Source organism: Gelria sp. Kuro-4 (assembly GCF_019668485.1).
Classification (GTDB): Bacteria; Bacillota; DTU030; order DUMP01; family DUMP01; genus DUMP01.
Map to the genome: position 1 here is coordinate 2,628,043 of NZ_AP024619.1, position 19,274 is coordinate 2,647,316.

Consider the following 19,274-nt stretch of genomic DNA (forward strand, 5'->3'; position numbering starts at 1 on the left):
GCCCTCTCAGCCTAACGCTTCAGGTCTTCTAAGCCATACGTAAGTCAATAACAGCCGGAAAAAACAAGAAAATTCTCATGAAATCCTAATCGAATCCTAATCCTTTTTTCACCCCATTCTAATCCAGCTCAGCCATAATAAGACGTGAAGGTGGCCACCTTGCAGAGAAGAAAGGAGCTGGATACAATGATGTGGTTCGCGACGGCCAAAAAGGCCGCTGTACCTCTTCTGGGTGCCACGCTGGTATTTAGCTACGTGAGCGCCAGCGGCACCGCAGCAGCCAAACCCCCGGCCGCACCGGCGGCAGCGGTGCAGGAGGTTGAGCAAAAACTCCCCGAAATCAAGGGCTCTATTTTCCTGGGGCGGGCGGCGCATGATACCGCCAAAGCTCAGGAGGCTGAGCATCCAGCAGCCAAGGAAGACGCACCTGATCCGGCCCTGGCCGCGAAAGCCAAGCTCAGCCCCGCCCGGGCCGAAGCGGCGGCCCTCCAGGCCTACCCCGGAGCCAAGGTGGTTAAGACTGAGTTGGGGGATGAGAATGGGTACCTGGTTTACCAGGTGGAACTCACCGCTAAGACTGGTGAGTCCCTGGATGTTAAGGTAGACGCCGGGAGTGGCCGGGTCCTAGCCCAGGAAAAGGATGCCGGCGGCGAAACCGAGCAGGAAAAGCTGGAAAGCGAGAAGTCCGGTGCCGAAGCCGACACGGACAACATCCAGGTGGAACAAGAAGGCGAGTTTCAAAACTGACCTGGGTGAACCAGCCGGCGCCACTTTCGACCTGATCCCCCCTGCGAAAAAGCTCCCTCGCCCGCCTAGGTGAGGGAGCGCCTTTTTTATACCGGGACGCAGCTTAGCGAGCCGCTTTAACCTGACCTTAACATTCTGGAGGTACAATAGACTAAATGAAGGAGGGACCCGTGTGCGCCTGTTGGTGGTCGAAGACGAGCCCGATCTCGCCCGGGTGGTCGTTCGCCGTCTCAAGGAAGCAGGCTACGCTGTGGACCTGGCAAGGGACGGAGAGGAAGCGCTCGATTTTCTCGCGGCCGTGCGCTACGACTGCGTCATCTTGGACCAGCTGCTGCCGAAACAGGACGGCCGCAGCGTCCTCAAAGCGCTGCGCAGCCGTGGCGACAACACGCCCGTTTTAATCCTCACCGCCCTCGACGCGCTGGAAGACAAGGTGAAGGGACTGGACGCCGGGGCGGACGACTACCTCACCAAGCCCTTCGCCTTTGAGGAGCTCCTGGCGCGCGTGCGCGCGCTCCTTAGGCGTAGCGGCGAGGAACACCGGGGCCCCATTTTAACGGTAGCCGACCTGGAGCTCAATACGGTGACACACCAGGTAACGCGTGACGGACAGGAGATTAAGCTTACGGCCAAGGAATACGCCCTGCTCGAGTACCTCATGCGTCACCCCAATCAGGTCTTGAGCCGGAGCCAGATTGCCGAGCACGTTTGGGATTACGACTTTACAGGCCTCTCCAACGTGGTGGACGTTTACATCCGCTATCTGCGCCGCAAGGTGGATGACGGGTTCGAACCCAAGCTCATCCAAACAGTGCGCGGTACTGGTTACCAGTTGAGGGCGCCGGAATGATGCTGAAAAAATTGCGCGCCCTGGCCGGCGCCGCACTGCGTCTTCTGGAACGGAACCTTACCATCAGTGCCCGCCTAACCCTCTGGTTCTCGATGCTCTTGACAGTCGTCTTAGCTTTTTTCAGTTCTGTGGTCTACCTCACCTTGGACCGTGGCGGGAAGGCGGAAGTGGCAACCCTGGTCGCAACCCACGCCCAACAGGTTTTAGCCCAGGTGGAGGTGGAAGACGGCCACCCCCGCGTTTCAGAACCCATTCACCTGGCACCTTCCGGCACACAGGTGGCATTATACGATGGACGCGGCAACCGGCTCCTGGGCGAGGCGGTCCCGGGCGTCTTACCAGAGAAAATGGGGGTACCCCCCACCGGTTCGCAACCCCAGCACTTAGAAGTTCACGGCCAGGGCTGGTTTGTGGTCACCCTGCCGGTAGAGGACGGTGGCCGGGTAATCGCCTGGGTGCGGGCGGCACGCACCACCCAAGGCGTGGAAGCAACCAGCCACCGTTTTCTGTTCCTCCTCCTGGCGGCGGCACCCCCGTTTCTCCTGGTGGGTGCGCTCGGCGGGCTCTTTATCAGCCGGCGCGCCCTGGGCGCCATCGACCGGATCACCCGAACGGCCCGGGCCATCGGACAGGGCAACCTGTCCGAACGGGTCAGGGTTCCCAGCGCCAATGACGAAGTAGGCCATCTGGCCCAAACCTTCAATGAAATGCTAGGCCGCCTGGAAGCAGCCTTTGAACGCCAGCGCCAGTTTACGGCCGATGCCTCGCACGAGCTGCGCACGCCGCTGGCGGTGGTGGCTGCACAAACAGAGGATGCCCTGCACCTGCCCGCGCTGCCTCCAGAGGCCAGGGCCGCCCTGACCACCATTCAAGCGGAAACCCAGCGCATGGCCAAACTTATCGCCCAGCTGCTTTTTTTGGCCCGCAGTGACAGCTCCCGCCTGGGGCTGGAGTACGAAGAGTTGGACCTGGCCGCGCTGGTACGCGATGTAGCGGCGGAACTGGCCGCTGCGGCTGCAGCCAAGGGCCTGGAGTTCAAGGTTGAGGCCCCGTCCTCCCTTACCTTTTGGGGCGATCAAACACAGCTCACGCGGCTCCTCATTAACCTGGTGGAAAACGCCATCAAGTACACGTACCGGGGACAGGTCAGGGTGCGGCTTACGGCCCAGGAAGGCGGGATTGTCCTGGCCGTAGCAGACACCGGGCCCGGGATCCCGCCGGAGGCCCTGCCGCACATTTTTGAGCGCTTTTACCGGTTGGACAAGGCGCGTTCCCGGGCAAACGGCGGAACCGGCCTGGGCCTGGCCATCGCGCGCTGGATCGTCACCGCCCACGGCGGCCGTATCGACGTTCAGAGCCAGGTAGGGCGCGGCACCACCTTTACCGTTTGGCTGCCGCCGGGCTCTTGACAGCTCCCGTTTTCCATGCTAATATTCATGCCAACAAGTGAATAGCTGAGGGCTCTTATCCAGAGAGGTGGAGGGACTGGCCCTGTGAAACCTCGGCAACCAGCCGCTCATGCGCGGCCCGGTGCCAATTCCAGCAGGACGAGAGGTGCTGTCCTGGCAGATGAGAGTGCGGAATTAAACCCCTCCGTCTGTCGGAGGGGTTTTTGTTGCTTCAAGGAGGGAGAAAAAAGTGATCGAGGTGAAGCACCTGACAAAGGTGTATGAGACACCCACCGGGAAGGTAACGGCGCTTACGGACGTGTCCTTCCGGGTGGCGCAGGGAGAGATCTTCGGCGTGATGGGCCTTTCCGGCGCCGGTAAGAGCACCCTCATCCGCTGCCTTAACCTCCTCGAGCGGCCCACCGCCGGCGAGGTCTGGGTGGCGGGCCGGAACCTGGCGACACTCGACCGGAGCGAGCTGGCCCGGGCGCGCCAAGGCATCGGCATGATCTTCCAGCACTTCAATCTCCTCAAGCTCCGCACCGTAGCCGAGAACGTAGCCTTCCCGCTGGAGATTGTCCACGCACGGCCGGCGGCCATCAAAACGCGCGTGGCGGAGTTGCTGGAGCTGGTGGGGCTGGCGGACAAAGCCGGCGCCTACCCGCACCAGCTCTCCGGCGGCCAGAAGCAGCGGGTGGGCATCGCCCGGGCGCTGGCCTGTCGCCCGAAGCTCCTCCTTTCCGACGAAGCCACCTCGGCCCTCGACCCGGAAACCACCCAGTCCATCCTGGCGCTCCTTAAGGAGATCAACACCGGCCTGGGCGTAACCATTGTTCTCATCACCCACGAGCTGCCCGTAATCCAGGCCGTGTGCGACCGGGTGGCCGTGCTGGAACAGGGCCGGCTGGTGGAGGAAGGGCCGGTCCGGGAGGTCTTCAGCCGCCCGCGGGCGGCGGCCACGCGGCGCCTGCTCAGCATCAGCGGGCTCTTGCCGCCAAGCCGGGTGACCCTGGCCCCGGCGGCGGGGGTGGTGTAAGGTGCGCGCGCTGCTCACCGATGCGGCCCTGCAACGCCTCATCCTGGAGGCCACTGGGCAGACCCTCTCCATGGTCGGCCTTTCCTTGGCTATCGCCCTGGCCGCTGGGGTACCCCTGGGGGTGCTGCTGGTGGTGACGGCACCGGAGCACCTGCTGCCCCGGCCCCGGCTTAACGCCGTCCTGGGGGCCGTGGTCAACGCTGGGCGCTCCATCCCTTTTATCATCCTTCTCTTTCTCCTTATGCCCGTCACCAAACTCCTGGTCGGTGTCGCCATCGGCACCCGCGGGGCCATCGTCCCCCTGGCGGCGGCCGCCATCCCCTTTGTGGCGCGCGTGGTGGAGAGCGCGCTCAAGGAGGTGGATCCGGGCGTGGTGGAAGCGGCGCAGGCCATGGGCGCCTCACCGGCCCAGATCATTTTCAAGGTGCTTCTCCCGGAGGCCTGGCCGGCGCTCCTTCTGGGATTCACCCTCACGGCGATCAACCTGGTGGGTTACTCGGCCATGGCGGGAGCCATCGGAGGAGGTGGTTTAGGGGACATCGCCATCCGTTACGGCTACCAAAGATTCCGTGACGATGTGCTCTTAGAGACCGTCGTCATCCTGATCGCTCTGGTACAGGTTGCCCAGTCGGCCGGCAACTGGCTGGCCCGGCGGGCGGCCAAAGATCAAAGGGGGTTCAGTGCATGAAAACAAAAGTTCGCCTGGCGCTCTTCATTGTCGCCGTCCTCGTCGCCACGAGCCTGGCGGCCTGCGCGCCGGCCAAGCCCCAGGAAAATGGCGGCAGCTCGGAACCTGCCGCCCAGGCCCAGGTGACGCTTAAGGTAGGCGCTACCACCGTGCCGCACGCGGAAATCCTCAACTTTGTCAAACCCGCCTTGGCAAAAGAAGGCATCACCCTGGAAGTAAAGGAATTCAGCGACTACACGCAGCTTAATCCCGCTCTGGCGGCCAAGGAGCTCGACGCCAACTACTTCCAACACATCCCGTACCTGGAGAGCTTCAATAAGGGCACCGGCAACAGCCTCACCTACATCGCCCGCGTTCACATCGAACCCATGGGCATCTACTCTAAGAAGCTTAAGGACCTCAAGGATGTGCCGGCCGGTGCCAGCGTCGCCATCCCCAACGACGCCACCAACGGCGGGCGGGCCCTGCTCCTTTTGCAGAGCGCCGGGCTTCTTAAGCTGAAAGAAGGCGTGGGCATCACCGCCACGCCCCTCGACATCGCCGAGAACCCGCACAACCTGAAGATCAAGGAGCTGGATGCGGCCTCCCTGCCGCGCACGCTCGCAGACGTGGACCTGGCCGTGATCAACACCAACTACGCCCTGGAAGCGAAGCTGGTGCCCACCCAGGATGCGCTTTTTATCGAAGACAAGGATTCGCCCTATGTGAACGTCCTGGTGGTGCGGCCGGAGGACAAGGATAAAGAGCCGCTTCAAAAACTGGCCGCTGCCCTCAACACACCCGAGGTGAAGCAGTTCATCGAGGAGAAATACCAGGGCGCCGTGGTACCGGCCTTCTGACGGCCGCCGCCCGCTTTCGCCCTTTGTCCGGCCGGTCCCGGCCTTCCCGTGGCGGAGCAACGTACTCTGCGCGGCCTGGGACCGGCTTGTCTTGTGCGGCTGCAGCGCCGGGTAGAGTGAAGGCGCTTCCGGGTTAAACTAAACCGGGGTGATAGCGATGGAACTTGAACTTACCCCGACCCAGGCTTTGCGCCGGCGCCTCTTTCGGGAGGTGGCAGGCGCGCTCCAGGCCGGAACACTGGTCGCAAAAGTGGAGGACTTGGCAAAAAGCCTGACCCCGTTCTGGCGCGAGCGGGGGCAGAGCGAAGCGGCGGCCCGGCAGGCGGCCGCCGGGCACGTGCGCTGTGCGCTGGGGCTCAACCCGCACCCGGCGGGCGGGGAAACCCTTGCCCAGGCGGCGCGGCGCGCCCTGGAGACAGGTACACCGGAAACGCCCACCATTGTGGCGGTTCCCGGCGCCTGCGCCGGTTGCCGGGACATGGAGTGCGCCGCCGAAGCCGCCTGTGTCACCGGAGCACTAAAAAAAGGACCGGCGGGTACGGTCCAAGTTGACAACGAGCGCTGCCTCAACTGCGGGCTCTGCATCGGCGCCTGCCGGGCGGCCGCGCTGTCGGACAAAGCGGAGATAGTGCAGGTGGCCAAGCTCCTCCTTGACGGGCGGGGGCCGGTGGCGGCAGTGGTGGCCCCGGCCTTCGCCGGGCAGTTCGGGCCGGACGTTTTCGGCGAGGAAGTGGCGGCGGCACTCCGGGAGTTCGGCTTTCACCGGGTGGTGGAGGTGGCCTTGGGGGCGGACGTCATCACCATTAAGGAAGCAGAGGAGTACCTGCGGCGCATCCGGCGCGGTGACCCCTTTATGATCACGTCCTGCTGCTGCCCGCCCTTTATCCGCCTGGTACAGAAGTTCCGCCCGCGCCTGGCGCACCTTATTTCCGATTCAGTTTCCCCCATGATCGCCATCGGCCGCCTGGAGAAGGCTGAGCACCCCGGTACGCGCGTGGTGTTCATCGGTCCCTGCATCGCCAAAAAGTCGGAGGCGCGCCAGAGGGAGCTGGCCGACGCCGTGGACTTTGTCCTCACCTTCGAGGAGGCGGCCGCCCTGCTGGAAGCGGGGGGCATCACCGTGCCGCGCCGGGCGGCGGCGCCCGCCCTGCGGGACGCCAGCCACGACGGCCGTATCTACGGGCACACCGGCGGCGTTACAGCCGCCATCATGCGCAGCATCGCGAAACTGGCCCCCGGCACGGCGGTGGCCGCGCGCCAGGGCAACGGCATTAAAGAGTGCAGTGAACTTCTCAAGAAGGCCGAAGCCGGCGAACTTAAGGCCACCTTCCTCGAAGGCATGGCCTGCCCGGGCGGCTGCGTGGGCGGCCCGGGGAAGCTCGTCCCGCCGGAGGTCGGCCGTCAAGAGGTCGATGAGTTCGCCGCCGAGGCCCCGGTGCTGGAGGCGGTCAGCAACGAGCGGGCCCGCTCGCTGTACGCCCGCCACGCCCCGGCGGTAAACCTTACCTCCGTAAAACCCCCCGACCCGGTATCACCGGCGGACAAGTAAAAACACGGGCACAGGAACTTCCTTCTTAACCCCTCCGGTAGTGCTCGTAATTTTCCGACGCATCCCTGCAGGCTTTATACCGGCGCAAACCGTAGGGGCGCATTTATTGCGCCCCTACGCCGGCACTCTATACATCCTACGCCGAGGCCTGGGCTTGGCGGCGGGCGTCCTTGCGCTCGCCCTTGGCCAGGACGGCCTTGCGCAGGCGGATGCTCTTGGGCGTTATCTCCACCAGCTCGTCGTCGCGGATGTAGGCCAGGGCCTGCTCCAGCGTGAGGATGCGCGGCTCATCCAGCTTCACCGCAATATCCGACGTGGACGAACGCATGTTGGTGACGTGCTTCTTCTTCGCGATATTCACATCGATATCGTCGGGGCGGGAATTCTCGCCCACGATCATGCCCTCGTACACCCGGGTGCCCGGCGTCACAAAGAGGGTACCCCGTTCCTGGATACTGCTGATGGCGTAGGCCGTGGCCTCACCCTCTTCCCAGGCCACCAGGCTGCCGCCGGAGCGGGTCGGGATCGGGCCCCGGTAGGGGCCGTAGCCGGCGAAGTTCTGGGTCAGGATGCCGTTACCTTTGGTTAAGGTGGCAAATTCCGAGGCATAGCCGATGAGGCCGCGCATGGGTACGGTAAACTCCAGGCGCACGCGGTCCTCACCGCGCGGCATCATCCCGGTCATTTCCCCTTTGCGCGCGCCCAAAGACTCGATCGCCGGTCCCACATACTCCTGCGGTACGTCGATCACCACGCGCTCCAGTGGTTCTTCTACACCCTGCGCGCCTTCTTTGAGGATAACGCGCGGCTTGGAGACCGCCAGCTCGTAGCCCTCACGGCGCATGGTTTCGATGAGGATGCTGAGGTGGAGTTCACCCCGTCCCGCCACCTCGAAGGCATCGGGGCTGTCGGTTTCGCGCACGCGCAGGGCCACGTTGGTGCGCGCCTCCTTGAACAGGCGCTCGCGCAGCTGGCGCGAGGTGACGTAGGTGCCTTCTTCCCCGGCAAAGGGGCTGTCGTTCACCCGGAAGGTCATGGTGAGGGTGGGCTCGTCCACGGTAATCGGCGGGAGCGGCTGCGGTGCAAGCGGGTCCATGATGGTCTCGCCGATCTTAACCTCCCCGAGGCCGGTAACGGCTACGATGTCGCCTGCCGTGGCGCGCTCGATGGGCACCCGCTTCAGGCTCTGGAAGGTGAACACCTCGGCCACCTTCGCCTGACGGGGCTGCGCGTCGCCGTAGGCCACCGCCACCCCCTGCCCGGGAGTGAGCGTGCCGTTGGCCAGGCGGCCGATGGCGATCCGGCCCACGTAGTCACTCCAGTCGAGTGTAGTGATCAGGAGCTGGAGCGGCGCCGCCGCATCTCCGCCCGGGGCCGGCACCCAGTCCACCACCGCATCGAGGAGAGGCAGAACATTGGGCGTGCCGGCGGCCAACAGCCGCCGGGCCTCCTCTAGGTCCGGGTGGGCCACCCCCGCCCGGGCCGAGGCATAGATGATCGGAAAATCGATCTGCTCGTCGCCGGCGCCCAGGTTGATGAACAGCTCCAGGACCTCGTCCACCACCTCGAGCGGCCGCGCCCCCGGCCGGTCGATCTTGTTCACCACCAGGAGCGGCTTTACGCCTTGGCCCAGGGCCTTTTCCAGCACGAAGCGCGTCTGCGGCATGGGGCCGTCAAAGGCGTCCACCACGAGCAGCGCCCCATCCACCATGCTGAGCACCCGCTCCACCTCGCCGCCGAAGTCGGCGTGGCCGGGCGTGTCGACGATGTTGATTTTGGTATCTTTGTAGAACACGGCCGTGTTCTTGGCCAGAATGGTGATGCCGCGCTCCCGTTCCAGGTCGTTGGAGTCGAGGACCCGCTCCCTGACCTCCTGGTTGCTGCGGAAAACCCCCGTCTGCCGGAGGACGCAGTCCACCAGCGTGGTTTTACCGTGATCCACATGGGCGATAATGGCAATGTTTCTAAGCTGCATACAGCGACCCCTCGTTTCTTGTACACAGCCTAGACTAGCAATTCACCGCCCTTTTGTCAACCCCGGGGTCAGGTATCAACTTATCCAACTTTTTCTCACGTTTGAGAAGACGGGTGCGCCGGCGGCTACTCGTCCACAAGCGCAGCGGGCACCACGCGGATCACGCGCCCGCGCAGCACCCGGGTGGGCAAAACCCGGTAGGAGCTGATGAGCACCCGGTGGTTCAGCGGGTCGCGCGTGAGGGTGACATAGAGGATCTGCCCCCGATCGGTGTGGGGGTCGCGTTGGTTGGAGATGAAGTTCCCGAGCGAGTAGGCCGCCAGGACCCGTTCGTCGCCGCCCGGTCTGATGATTTCCGCCAGGGGCTGCAGCACATGGGGGTGGCTGCCCAGGATGAGGTCCGCCCCGGCACCCGCCAGCTTTCTGGCGAGCTCTTCCTGCTCCGCCGCAGGCCGCCTCTGGTATTCCTGGCCCCAGTGCATGCTCACCACCACGAACTCGGCGCCGCCCGCCCGCGCCGCCGCGATGTCCTTGGCCGCCTGCTCCCAATTCCAGGTGTTTACCAGGTACTCCTTCCCAGCGGGAGGCTTAAGCCCGTTGGTGCTCAGGGTGTAGGCCAAAAAGGCCAGTTTAAACCCCTTCAGAGTATGCAGCAGCGGCCCGCGGTCGGCTGCGCCGGCGAAGGTGCCGGTGGAAAGGAGTCCGGCCGCCTTGAGGTTCCGGAGCGTGGCCAGGACCCCGGCCTCGCCTTGATCCAAGGCGTGGTTGTTGGCGGTGGTGACGATGTCCACGCCGGCGCCGGACAGGGCCTGGGCCAGGACCGCCGGGGAGTTGAAGCGGGGATAGCCGCGGTAAGGGCGCGCGTCGTCGAGCACCGTTTCCAGGTTGGCTACGGTAAGGTCGGCAGCGCGCAGGTGGGGCGCCACGGCCGCAAAGGCCGGGCTGAAGTCGTAGACCTTTCGTTCCGCGTCCCAGGCCGCCCGCACCTGCGGCAGGTGGCACATGATATCTCCCACGGCGGCCAGGGTTAAGGTGGCCAGGGGTGCCGGTGCAAGCACCGCCGCCTCCGGGGTGCTCGGCGGCACCGCCGGCGTGCGCCTCCATCCGGCCAGAGCCGCCAGTGCAAGGAGCGCTGCCAGCACGACGGAGAAGAGCGGGACGAGGGCAGCCCCCGCCCTTTGTTCCGGCCGCCGGTTGAACCGGGTTTCCCGCACTCCAGTCGCCTCCTTCGCCGCCGAACGTCCGCCAACACCGTCACACCCGGGCGCAGGCTCCGCTACCATTTTATTCCTATCCTTTCCATCGTACTCCATCCGGCTCTGCCCGTCAACCCGGTCAATCGGCCCGGCGGCCGCCCACACCGGCGGAAAGAGGAAGGGGGCGGCCGGAGCCGCCCCGCGCATCCTACCACCGCTTTTCTTTCCGGGTTGGTTTGCTTTACAGAATCAATGCCAATGCTGGCTGGCGTAATACGCCGATGCCGTGCTCAGAATGCTGTTGAAGAAGAAGGGGATCGTGCCCTGCGCCTGGAAACGGTACACCAGATCCGGGCTGGAAAGGATCACACGGCCGTCCCCCACCGGTACGTCGAGAATGGCCGCCTTGCCGGAGAGTTTCTTCTCTTTGTCATCAAGGAAACCGGAAAGAAGCGGGTCCGCAGTGAAGCTCGCCACCACCCGGCCCTGTTCGGCCACAAAGGCGGGGTTGTTCTCGTAGAAAACGGCCTCCTCGGCATCAAAGCCGTAGCCCACCGGCTGAGACGCGTCCACCTTTATCCCCAGGATGGAGCCGGGCGCGTTCACTCCCTTAAGATCTACCAGCTTTACTCCCGGCACCAGGCCCTGTTCCACCGGGAAGGCCGCCGCCTTCCCCATGGCGAGAAGCGTCCCCCCGTTGTTGACGTAGGCCGCAAGTTTGGCCACGCCCTCCTTACCTAAGCCGCCCTGGTACGGCGGGGGCATTTTGCTGCTGCCTTCGAGAATGTTCTGCGGCCGCATATCCGGGAGGACGATGATATCGTACTGGCTGAGGTCGCCCGTCTTTACCGCCGTGTTGTCCAACCGGTCGTACTTCAGGCCGTAGTAGTCCAGCACATAGCGCGTCCAGCCCTCGTCCATGGTGTCCACCCAGCCGTGGTAGAGGCCGATCTTGGGCTCGTGCAGCGCCTTGAAGGAACCGGAGGGGGCCGCGGCCAGGGCCTGCCCGCTGAGGCCGAGGCTTTCCACCTGGGCCTTGAAGTCGGCGAAAGCCATACGGCCCAGCTTCTGCACCCAAAGTGTGCCGGCTGCAAAAGTCTGGCTGCCGACGCTGAAGGGAGCCGTCGCCTGGGCGACCTCTGCACCCTGGGCCCAGAGCTCGCCCAGGAGCTTCACCAGGTTGTTGTTGCTTTGGTGCTTCACCAGATAGCCGACGCTGCTCTCTTCACCGTTCAGCGTTCCCTCAAGCTCCGCCTTCTCTACCGGACGGAGCGGCACGTCAAAGACCGCCTTGTCCGTAACCGCCGCCGTGGCTACGTCCCGCAAGAGCCCGTAGGTCCAGGCGGTGACATCGTACGGTTCGTTGAAGTAGGGCTGGTAGACCTGTTTCTCCAACAAGGTCTTGGCCAGCCGGCCGTACGGCTGGTTGAGAAGCACCACGTAGCTTCCGGCCGGGTAGGTTTTCCCGCCGGCCGTGAAGGCGGCGGTAGCCTCTTTGACCTCGATGCGGTGTTTGAGGAGGTTCGCCACCAGGTCGGCCACCGCGGCCGGATCCTCCTGCCCCGCCGGGATGACGTAGGCGTAGGGCGGTTCGTTCGTCCCCGCCTCTACCGCCTGCTTCCCCTTGAGGTAGAAGTGCTCGAGGACGGTATCCTTGTCCTTGGCGGTGAGCTCCAGGGAAAGCAGCACGCCCGTCTCCTGGTAGTCGATGTTGTCCCGCAGGCGCCAGACGCTGCCCTTCCACGGCAGGGGCATGTACCAGTGGATTTCTTTCTCCGAGTCGGCGGGGCCGCTGGTCTCCGGGTCGGCGCCCCAGCCGCCTTCCGTCTCAAAGAGGAGGCCCATGCCGTTGTGGTAGGTGGTGAACTGGTCGTTGTAGCCCGGGTACCAGTTGTCAAAGAGGCTGGCCGTCACCACGCCGGCCATCCCTTTGGCCGTCATGCCGGAGATAATATAGCCGCCGTACTTGATCCAGTCGGCCTGAGTGATGGGGCTGATGTTGGGGTCGTTCGGATCCTGGGTGGGGTTGATCCACATGCGGGGTACACCCTGGTGCAGGTCGTGGTAGACCTGGGGATGGAAAAGGAAGCGTGCCTCGACGTTCTGGCTGATCTCGGGGAGCGCCAGCGCGATCAGGTCGCGGTTGTTATCGTGGCTGACGTACTTGCCGTAGTACGGCGGGCGGGACCCCGCCCACTCCGTCCCTTTGTACTTGTTGTACCACTCCGTAAAGATGTCGTGGCCGTCCGGGTTGATGGAGGGGTCGATCACCACGATCACGTTGTCCAGTATGTTTTTCGTTTGGGCGTCAGTGCCGCCGGCCAGCTTGTAGGCTAGTTCCATGACCATCTCGGCGCTGCCCACTTCCGTGGAGTGGATGTTGGCGCAGATCCAGTAGATGGCCTTGCCTTCTTTAATGAGCTTTTGCGCCTCTTTCTCGCCGAGGCCCCGCGGGTCGGCCAGGCGGGCGCTGATCTCCTGGTATTTCTTGAGGTTCTTGATGTTCTCTTCGGACGAAACCACGGTGAGGATGAGCGGTTTGCCCTCCGGCGTGGTGCCGTAAGGAATCACTTGAACACGCGGCGAGGCTTTGTCCAGGGCCTCCATGTAGCCGACGATCTTGGACCACTCCGTTAGGTGATAGTCGGCGCCCACGGGATAGCCCAGCATGCTCTCAGGCGTCGGTACAGGCGGGGCGGCCAGTACTCCCGAGCTGAAGACAACAAGAAACGCCACCAGCAGCGCGGCGAACCGCAGCCAACCTTTTCTCCCTAACATCTCTGAGCACCCCTAACGTTAAGTAGTGTTAGATTCAGGCGGTAACCGGCCAAGGCAGACGCACCCCTCCTCGCAAGTGATAATGGATGCATATTCAACATGGTGTATAAGTATTCCTGCCACAGGGCGGAAATCTGCTAAGAAATGTTCCAGCAAGAAGAAAAGGACAAGGCCCGGATCAATCCGCAGCCTCGTCCGTTGTCGTTTGGCTTACCAGCGCTCAGGCCTCTTCGGCGAGGAGCTTTTTAACCTCATCCTTACCGGGCACGCGGCCCGCCACCTTCACCTTTTCGTTTACCACCAGGGCCGGCGTCATCATGATGTCGTAAGACATGATCTTATCCATGTCCTTGACCTCTTCGAATTCAGCCTCCAGGCCCAGTTCGGCCACCGCCTGCCGCGCGTAAGCCTCCAGGGCGCGGCAGTTCCGGCAGCCCATTCCCAGGATCTTGATGTTCAGCATCGCAAGTCCTCCTCGATTTGTTATTCATTGCGGGCCGCTGAGGTTGTTTGCAGCCCATAGCTCCCTGCTTCTGGAAATGAGTCAAGCTATTGTTCCGAAGAGCATCCCCGTGAGGGTGGCCATAACCACAACGAGGGAAACGTAGGCGGCCGTCTTTTTCGTGCCCATGATGTTACGGATGGCCAGCATGTTGGGAAGGCTCAGCGCCGGCCCGGCCAGAAGGAGCGCCAGTGCCGGTCCCTGCCCCATGCCGAGATCGGTTAGAGCCTTCACGATCGGCACCTCGGTAAGCGTCGAAAAGTACATGAGCGCCCCAAACACCGAAGCCAGCAGGTTGGCACCCAGGCTATTGCCACCTACAAAGCGCGAAATCCACGCCGGCGGGAGGATGACCTTAATGGCGCCGGCAATGAACACCCCCACCAGGAGCACGGGAAAAATCATCCGGACATACTTCCACGTCTCCTGCATCCAGCCCTGAAACTCGCCCGTGCGGAACCAGCGGGTTACCGTAAGGGCCACAGCGGTGATTAAGCTGATAAGAATGGCCACCTTGCTCCAGAGCGGAATCTTCGCCGTCCCAAAGAGAAGAATGGCAACCAAGAGCCCGAAGAAGATCAGGAGTTGCCAGCCCGGGCGGTCATCCGCGGCGCCGCTGAACATGGCCAAATTGAGGGCGCGCTGCTTCTTCTGCGCTTCTTCGCCGGCAAAGAATGCCGCCATGATAAGGCCGATGATAAGGGAGAAAAGAATCGCCCCCAGGGCGCGGGCGAGGCCCATTTTGAAGCCGATGGCCCGGGCGGTGAGCACGATGGCAAGAATGTTGATGGCCGGGCCGGAGTAAAGAAAGGCGATGGCCGGGCCGAGGCCGGCACCCTTCTTATAGATCCCGGCAAAAAGCGGCAGCACCGTACAGGAGCAGACCGCCAGGATCGCACCCGACACCGAAGCCACACCGTATGACAGGTATTTATTGGCCTGGGGACCAAAGTACTTTAAGACAGCAGCGGTAGAAAGCAAGGCCGCGATGCCGCCCGCGATAAAGAACGCCGGCACCAGGCAGGTGAGCACGTGGGCGGAAAGGTACTCGCCCAGCTCCATGATACCGCCTTGTAGCATACGCACTAAAATCACACTTCGCCACTCCTCACCTTTAAGCCTACCAATTCAATCCCTGAATTTCAAAAGCGCTGCCGGCTTGTGGTTACCCTAGGCCGTTCCACCGCTGCGCCCGGCCTCGGCGCTGAGCTCCCCGTCCGCACCGGAAAGCTCGGCCAGGACATCCTGCCCGGCCTCCACCTGCCGCACCAGCACCTTGGCCGCCGAGTTCAAGAGGTCAAACACCTCGGGGTGTTCCACCCGGTAGATCACGCGCAGGCCGTCTTTATATGAGCTCACCAGCCCCTCGCGCCGGAGCACGGCCAGGTGCTGCGAAACGTTCGACTGCTCCAGCCCCAGCCTGGGGATGAGCTCGCACACGCACAGCTCCCCACCTTTCAGGAGTTCGAGGATCTTAAGCCGTGTGGGGTGGGCCAGGGCCTTAAAGAGGTCGGCCATCATCCTTTCTGCGTTCCTTGCCGCCGGCATAGGATCACCACCTTCCCGTCACCGTCAAGTTTCTCCTGGGCCCCGCTGACCTTCCGGGGTCTAGATTCGATTGCTTGCTTTCATTATGTTATTCTAATATAGTTATCGTCTAATGTCAAGTCTCCTCCCCCCAGGGAAAAGACTTTTCCACAGGGAGAAGTCCTGGACGATTAAGCAGAACGCTATTATCCTCCCAGCCCAGTGCGGGGCCAGCAGGCCGCACCCACACCCGGCCTGTTGTGAAGGGTCGCCTGGAGAAGACAGGGATACGGAAAACCTCTGAAGTTCTGCGCTGCGGGATAAAGGCGGGCAAGAACAAAACCCCAGCCCCCATAAAGGGCTGGGGTTTTGTGAGTGAGCAGCCTCGTGCCCCGCCCGCCGGCGTTCAGCTCGCAGGCGCTTTTTTGCAGAGTTGAAAAACTTCGATTAGTTGATACCTGACCCCGGAAGGAGGCGGAGGAGGTTTTCACCCATGATCTGGGCGATGGCGGCGTCGCTGTAGCCTCGCTCCTTGAGGGCGGCGGCGAGGGCGGGGAAGCGGTGCGGGCCTTCCAGGCCCTGGGGTGGCGCCGGGATGCCGTCGAAGTCCGAGCCCAGGCCGACGTGTTCCGGGCCGACCAGCTCCACCAGGTAGTCGATGTGGTGCACGACGTCATCCAGGGTAGCTGCTCCCTCCCGCCGCAGGAAGGGCGCGTGGAAGTTCACCCCGATCACGCCGCCCCGCGCAGCCAGGGCCCGGGCCTGGGTATCGGTAAGGTTGCGCGGGTGCGGGCGGCGGGCATGCACCGAGGAGTGGGAGGCAAAAACCGGCCCCGCGGCCGCCTCCAGCACATCCCAAAACGAACGCGCATTAAGGTGCGACACATCCACCAGCATGCCCAGGCGTCCCGCGAGCTTCACCGCCTCCCGGCCCAGCGCCGTGAGCCCGCTTCCCGAGTCGTCCGCCACTCCGCCGGCCAGGAGGTTGCGCTCGTTCCAGGTAAGGCCGACGGCGCGCACCCCCAGGCGGTAAAAGACCTCGAGCAGGCCCGGGTCGTCGCCCAGGGGCTCCCCGCCTTCCAGGCTCAGGATGGCCGCCACCTTCCCTTCCTGGGCCGCCCGGCGCACGTCTGCGGCGCTGCCCGCCAGCACGAGGTCCTGACCCGCCGCCAGCTCGCGGTAAAAGAGCTTGATTTGCGTCAGCACGCTGGGCAGGGCCCGCAGGGCGCGCTGCGGCGCTCCGGTGTAGAGGGCGAAGAACTGCCCCGCCACCCCACCCTCTTTCAGCCGCTTTAAGTCCACCTGCCCCGCTGGGCGTTCCTTTAGGTTGCCGCCGTCTTTCTCCAGTTGGTAGAGTACGTCACAGTGCCCGTCCACAACCAAAAAGCCCGTGCCCTGCATCGTCTTTGCCTGGACCGGAGCGGCCGGAACCCGCCGCAGCGGATTCGCGGCCGGTCTTCCGCCCAGGCTATCGCTCCTTTCCGGCTCACAATGGTTCGGCGCGGCGTTAGATGCGGCGCCCTTCCGGCACATGGGCAATGCCCGCTGCTACAATTCTATTCGGTGCCCAGCCGGTGATGTCCTGCCCTTGGAAGACGATTTTGCTCACCGTTACGCCTTCGGTGATCATTTTTTGCGTCACGCCGGCGGCCATCCGGTGGCGTCAGGAAAGACGACACGCCCACATATATCCTGAACTGCCGGTCATCCTAAAGAAAAGTGCGGAGGTGACACCCGTGGCAGAACTCGTTTTTGCGGTGCTGGGCGGGGGCAACGGGGGGCTGGCCACCGCTGCGGACCTGGCACTGAAAGGTTTTCCTGTCCGCCTGTACTCGAGCTATGAAGAGACCATCGCCCCCATCGCCGCCCAAGGCGGCCTGGAGCTCGAGGTCCTCCCGTCGAGCGGCCTTAAAGGCGGCTTTGCCCGCCTGGAGCGGGCCACCACCGACATCGCCGCCGCGGTGGCAGGCGCAGACGTCATCCTGGTGGTGACGCCGGCGCCCTCGCAGCGGCGCTACGCGGAAAAGGTGGCGCCGCACCTCAGGCGCGGTCAGGTGGTGGTACTCAATCCAGGCAGCTTCGGCGGCTCCCTGGAGTTTACCCAGGTGCTGGCGGCACGCGGCGCCCCGCCCGTGACCGTGGCCGAGACCGAGTGCCTCATCTACGCCGGGCGCAAAAAAGGCCCCACCCACATGTGGATCCGCGGTTACAAGAAAGGCCTGCGCCTGGCCGCCTTCCCGGCCCGGGAGACGGCCCGGGTACTCTCCCTTCTCAGGCAGGCGTACCCGGACCTGGCCGAAGCGGATTCGGTTCTGGAGACCGGCCTCAGCAACCCCAATCCCATCATCCACATCCCCATCATGATCCTCAACGCGGCGCGCATCGAGGCGCCGGGCGACTTCCTCTTTTACTGGGAAGGGGTGACACCGGCCGTGGGGCGCGTCATCGAGGCCCTGGACGCCGAGCGCCTGGCTGTGGGCGAGGCTCTGGGCGTGCCGCTCCGCTCCGCCTACGAGCAGGACCTGGAGTGGTACGGCCACCAGGGAACGCACGGCGAGAATATCTATGAAACCCACGTCAACAACCCCATCTACCAGTGGAGCCTGGCCCCTACCAGTTTTGAACACCGCTACCTTACGGAAGACACACCTTACGGCCTGGTCCCCATCGAAGACCTGGGCCGGCGTCTCGGTGTGCCGACCCCGCGCCTGAGCGCCACCATCGAGTACGTCTCCCTCCTCACCCGCCGGGACCTGCGCCGCGGCGCGCGCACCATCGAGAAGCTGGGCCTGGCCGATCTCTCCCCCGGTGAACTCAGACACTACGTAAGAACCGGCCGTCGGGAAGGTGAAAGCCCGTGCTGGCCCTCACCAATGCGACCGTCATCACCGGCGACGGAAGAACGCTCCTAGCGCGCGCCACCGTCCTGGCGGCCGATGGGCGCATCACTGAGCTGCGGGCGGGAAGCGGCGTCCCACCCGGCGCCCGGGTGCTGGACTTAGATGGCGACTACCTCCTGCCCGGTTTCATCAACAGCCATGTCCACGGCGTGACCTTTGGGCCCCTTTTTGCCAGCGGCGCGCCGCCTCTGGCCGAAGAGGCCATCCGGCGGAACCTGGTCAGGCACCTGGCGGCAGGCACCACCACCGTGCTCAGCGTGGACGGCTTCGCCCTGCCCGAGGAGGTGGCAGAGGCGCAGCACCTCAGCCCGCTTACCATCAAGACCAGTGCCGGCCTGACGCCGGCCGCCCTCACCGCAGCGCAGGCGGTGGATGGAGCGGGCCTCACCGAGCGTCACCTGGCCGCTTCCCTTAAGGAGCAGGTTGAGGCAGGCGCCGTCGCCATCGGCGAGGCCGGGAGCGGCCACACCCTGGGCGGAGGCGGCAGCGAGTATATGTACATCCCGCGGCGCATTAAAGAAGAGACCGGGGTGGAGATCTCCCCGGCCCAGGCCCGGGCCCTCAAGGAGGCGGCGTTGGGCAAAGAACTGGACCCGGCCGCCCGCGACGAAGCGGCCCTCCAAGCAGCCCTGGCCGGTGCCGGGCTGGCCGGCCGCCTGACGCCGGCGCGTGCGCAGGCGCTCATCGCAGCGTGCGTACTGCCGGGCCTGAAGCCGGCCCGCCGGAGCATCGCCGAGGCCGCCGCCACGGCGCGGCACTTTGGTCTCCCCCTCATCGCCCACACCGCGCCGCCCTCATTGGCCGCGGTGCTGGCCGCCGCCCGGGCAGGCACGCACACCATCGCCGCCCACACCAACCACGACAGCTTCACCGCAGGCGCCATGCTGGCGGCCGCCCGCGCGTTGAAACGAGCCGGGGCGATCCTCGACGGCGCCACCTTCGACAGCTTCGGGGCCCGCCGCACCACAGAAAGCCCGGCCAACCTCGTGACCCTCCTTAAGGCCGGCCTGGTGGACCTGATTACCACCGACTACGGCGGCGGATTTTTTGATCCGCTGCCCCTCGCCCTCAAAGCCATCGTCGGCGCCGGCATCCTCCCCTTACCCGCCGCCGTGCACCTGCTGACGGCCGCGCCGGCCGCCGCCCTGCCCGGCCTCGCCCCGGAGCGCGGCCGTATCGCCCCCGGTTACATCGCCGACCTCACTGTACTCGCCCGCGCCGACCTGGCTCGCGTGCGCTACGTCTTCATCGGCGGCCGCCAAGTTTTTCATCCGAGGTAACCTCTGGTATTACATCCAG

At 64.4% G+C, this 19,274-nt stretch carries 16 protein-coding genes, 1 pseudogene and 1 riboswitch; of the genes and pseudogenes, 9 read left to right on the plus strand and 8 right to left on the minus strand.

Annotated elements, in window-relative coordinates; genetic code table 11:
* Positions 1-186 precede the first annotated feature (186 nt).
* The 7 genes and pseudogenes from K5554_RS13160 to K5554_RS13190 all read left to right on the plus strand — a co-directional run bounded on the left by K5554_RS13160 (position 187) and on the right by K5554_RS13190 (position 7,097).
* Positions 187-747 (plus strand): PepSY domain-containing protein, encoded by a 561-nt coding sequence (locus K5554_RS13160; protein WP_221038910.1) that lies wholly within the window; start codon positions 187-189, stop codon positions 745-747.
* A 172-nt stretch (positions 748-919) separates the two neighbouring features.
* Complete coding sequence (locus K5554_RS13165; protein WP_221038911.1) at positions 920-1,597, plus strand: response regulator transcription factor; 678 nt, start codon at positions 920-922, stop codon at positions 1,595-1,597.
* Positions 1,594-3,006, plus strand: a complete 1,413-nt coding sequence (locus tag K5554_RS13170) for a cell wall metabolism sensor histidine kinase WalK (protein WP_221038912.1) — start codon at positions 1,594-1,596, stop codon at positions 3,004-3,006. The genes K5554_RS13165 and K5554_RS13170 overlap by 4 nt, the downstream gene beginning before the upstream one ends.
* 52 nt (positions 3,007-3,058) lie before the next feature.
* A riboswitch (SAM riboswitch) is annotated at positions 3,059-3,173 on the plus strand.
* Positions 3,174-3,235: 62 nt separating this feature from the next.
* Positions 3,236-3,949: pseudogene (locus tag K5554_RS13175) on the plus strand (methionine ABC transporter ATP-binding protein); the annotation flags it as partial.
* A 142-nt stretch (positions 3,950-4,091) separates the two neighbouring features.
* Positions 4,092-4,709, plus strand: a complete 618-nt coding sequence (locus tag K5554_RS13180; RefSeq protein WP_221040627.1) for a methionine ABC transporter permease — start codon at positions 4,092-4,094, stop codon at positions 4,707-4,709.
* The gene (locus K5554_RS13185) at positions 4,706-5,548 is read left to right on the plus strand and encodes a MetQ/NlpA family ABC transporter substrate-binding protein (protein ID WP_221038914.1); all 843 of its coding nucleotides are present in this window, start codon (positions 4,706-4,708) and stop codon (positions 5,546-5,548) included. The genes K5554_RS13180 and K5554_RS13185 overlap by 4 nt, the downstream gene beginning before the upstream one ends.
* A gap of 157 nt (positions 5,549-5,705) precedes the next feature.
* A complete protein-coding gene (locus tag K5554_RS13190; RefSeq protein WP_221038915.1) occupies positions 5,706-7,097 on the plus strand; it encodes a [Fe-Fe] hydrogenase large subunit C-terminal domain-containing protein in 1,392 nt (463 codons plus the stop codon).
* A 136-nt stretch (positions 7,098-7,233) separates the two neighbouring features.
* Here K5554_RS13190 and typA read toward each other — a convergent pair whose 3' ends face one another.
* The 8 genes from typA to K5554_RS14495 form a co-directional block, all read right to left on the minus strand.
* Positions 7,234-9,072, minus strand: coding sequence for a translational GTPase TypA (gene typA, locus K5554_RS13195; protein ID WP_221038916.1), 1,839 nt, complete (start codon positions 9,070-9,072; stop codon positions 7,234-7,236).
* Between the two features lie 125 nt (positions 9,073-9,197).
* Positions 9,198-10,475, minus strand: a complete 1,278-nt coding sequence (locus K5554_RS13200) for a CapA family protein (protein WP_221038917.1) — start codon at positions 10,473-10,475, stop codon at positions 9,198-9,200.
* 42 nt (positions 10,476-10,517) lie between these two features.
* Positions 10,518-13,046, minus strand: a complete 2,529-nt coding sequence (locus K5554_RS13205) for a M14 family metallopeptidase (RefSeq protein ID WP_221038918.1) — start codon at positions 13,044-13,046, stop codon at positions 10,518-10,520.
* Between the two features lie 220 nt (positions 13,047-13,266).
* Positions 13,267-13,509, minus strand: a complete 243-nt coding sequence (locus K5554_RS13210; RefSeq protein ID WP_370636911.1) for a thioredoxin family protein — start codon at positions 13,507-13,509, stop codon at positions 13,267-13,269.
* Between the two features lie 81 nt (positions 13,510-13,590).
* Entirely contained in the window at positions 13,591-14,643 is a 1,053-nt protein-coding gene (locus K5554_RS13215; protein WP_221038919.1) for a permease, read from the minus strand.
* 75 nt (positions 14,644-14,718) lie between these two features.
* Positions 14,719-15,096 (minus strand): metalloregulator ArsR/SmtB family transcription factor, encoded by a 378-nt coding sequence (locus tag K5554_RS13220; protein WP_255565412.1) that lies wholly within the window; start codon positions 15,094-15,096, stop codon positions 14,719-14,721.
* A gap of 426 nt (positions 15,097-15,522) precedes the next feature.
* On the minus strand, positions 15,523-16,476 hold the full coding sequence (locus tag K5554_RS13225; RefSeq protein ID WP_221038920.1) for a dipeptidase: 954 nt from the start codon (positions 16,474-16,476) through the stop codon (positions 15,523-15,525).
* Positions 16,477-16,582: 106 nt separating this feature from the next.
* On the minus strand, positions 16,583-16,717 hold the full coding sequence (locus K5554_RS14495) for a hypothetical protein (RefSeq protein ID WP_255565413.1): 135 nt from the start codon (positions 16,715-16,717) through the stop codon (positions 16,583-16,585).
* 94 nt (positions 16,718-16,811) lie between these two features.
* On the opposite strand from K5554_RS14495, the gene K5554_RS13230 reads away from it, so the two are divergent.
* Together K5554_RS13230 and K5554_RS13235 are read left to right on the plus strand one after the other, a co-directional pair.
* Positions 16,812-17,987 carry an NAD/NADP-dependent octopine/nopaline dehydrogenase family protein gene (locus tag K5554_RS13230; protein ID WP_221038921.1) on the plus strand — a complete coding sequence of 392 codons (1,176 nt, stop codon included), beginning with the start codon at positions 16,812-16,814 and terminating at the stop codon, positions 17,985-17,987.
* The gene (locus tag K5554_RS13235) at positions 17,933-19,255 is read left to right on the plus strand and encodes an amidohydrolase family protein (protein ID WP_221038922.1); all 1,323 of its coding nucleotides are present in this window, start codon (positions 17,933-17,935) and stop codon (positions 19,253-19,255) included. The genes K5554_RS13230 and K5554_RS13235 overlap by 55 nt, the downstream gene beginning before the upstream one ends.
* The last annotated feature ends 19 nt before the right edge of the window (positions 19,256-19,274 follow it).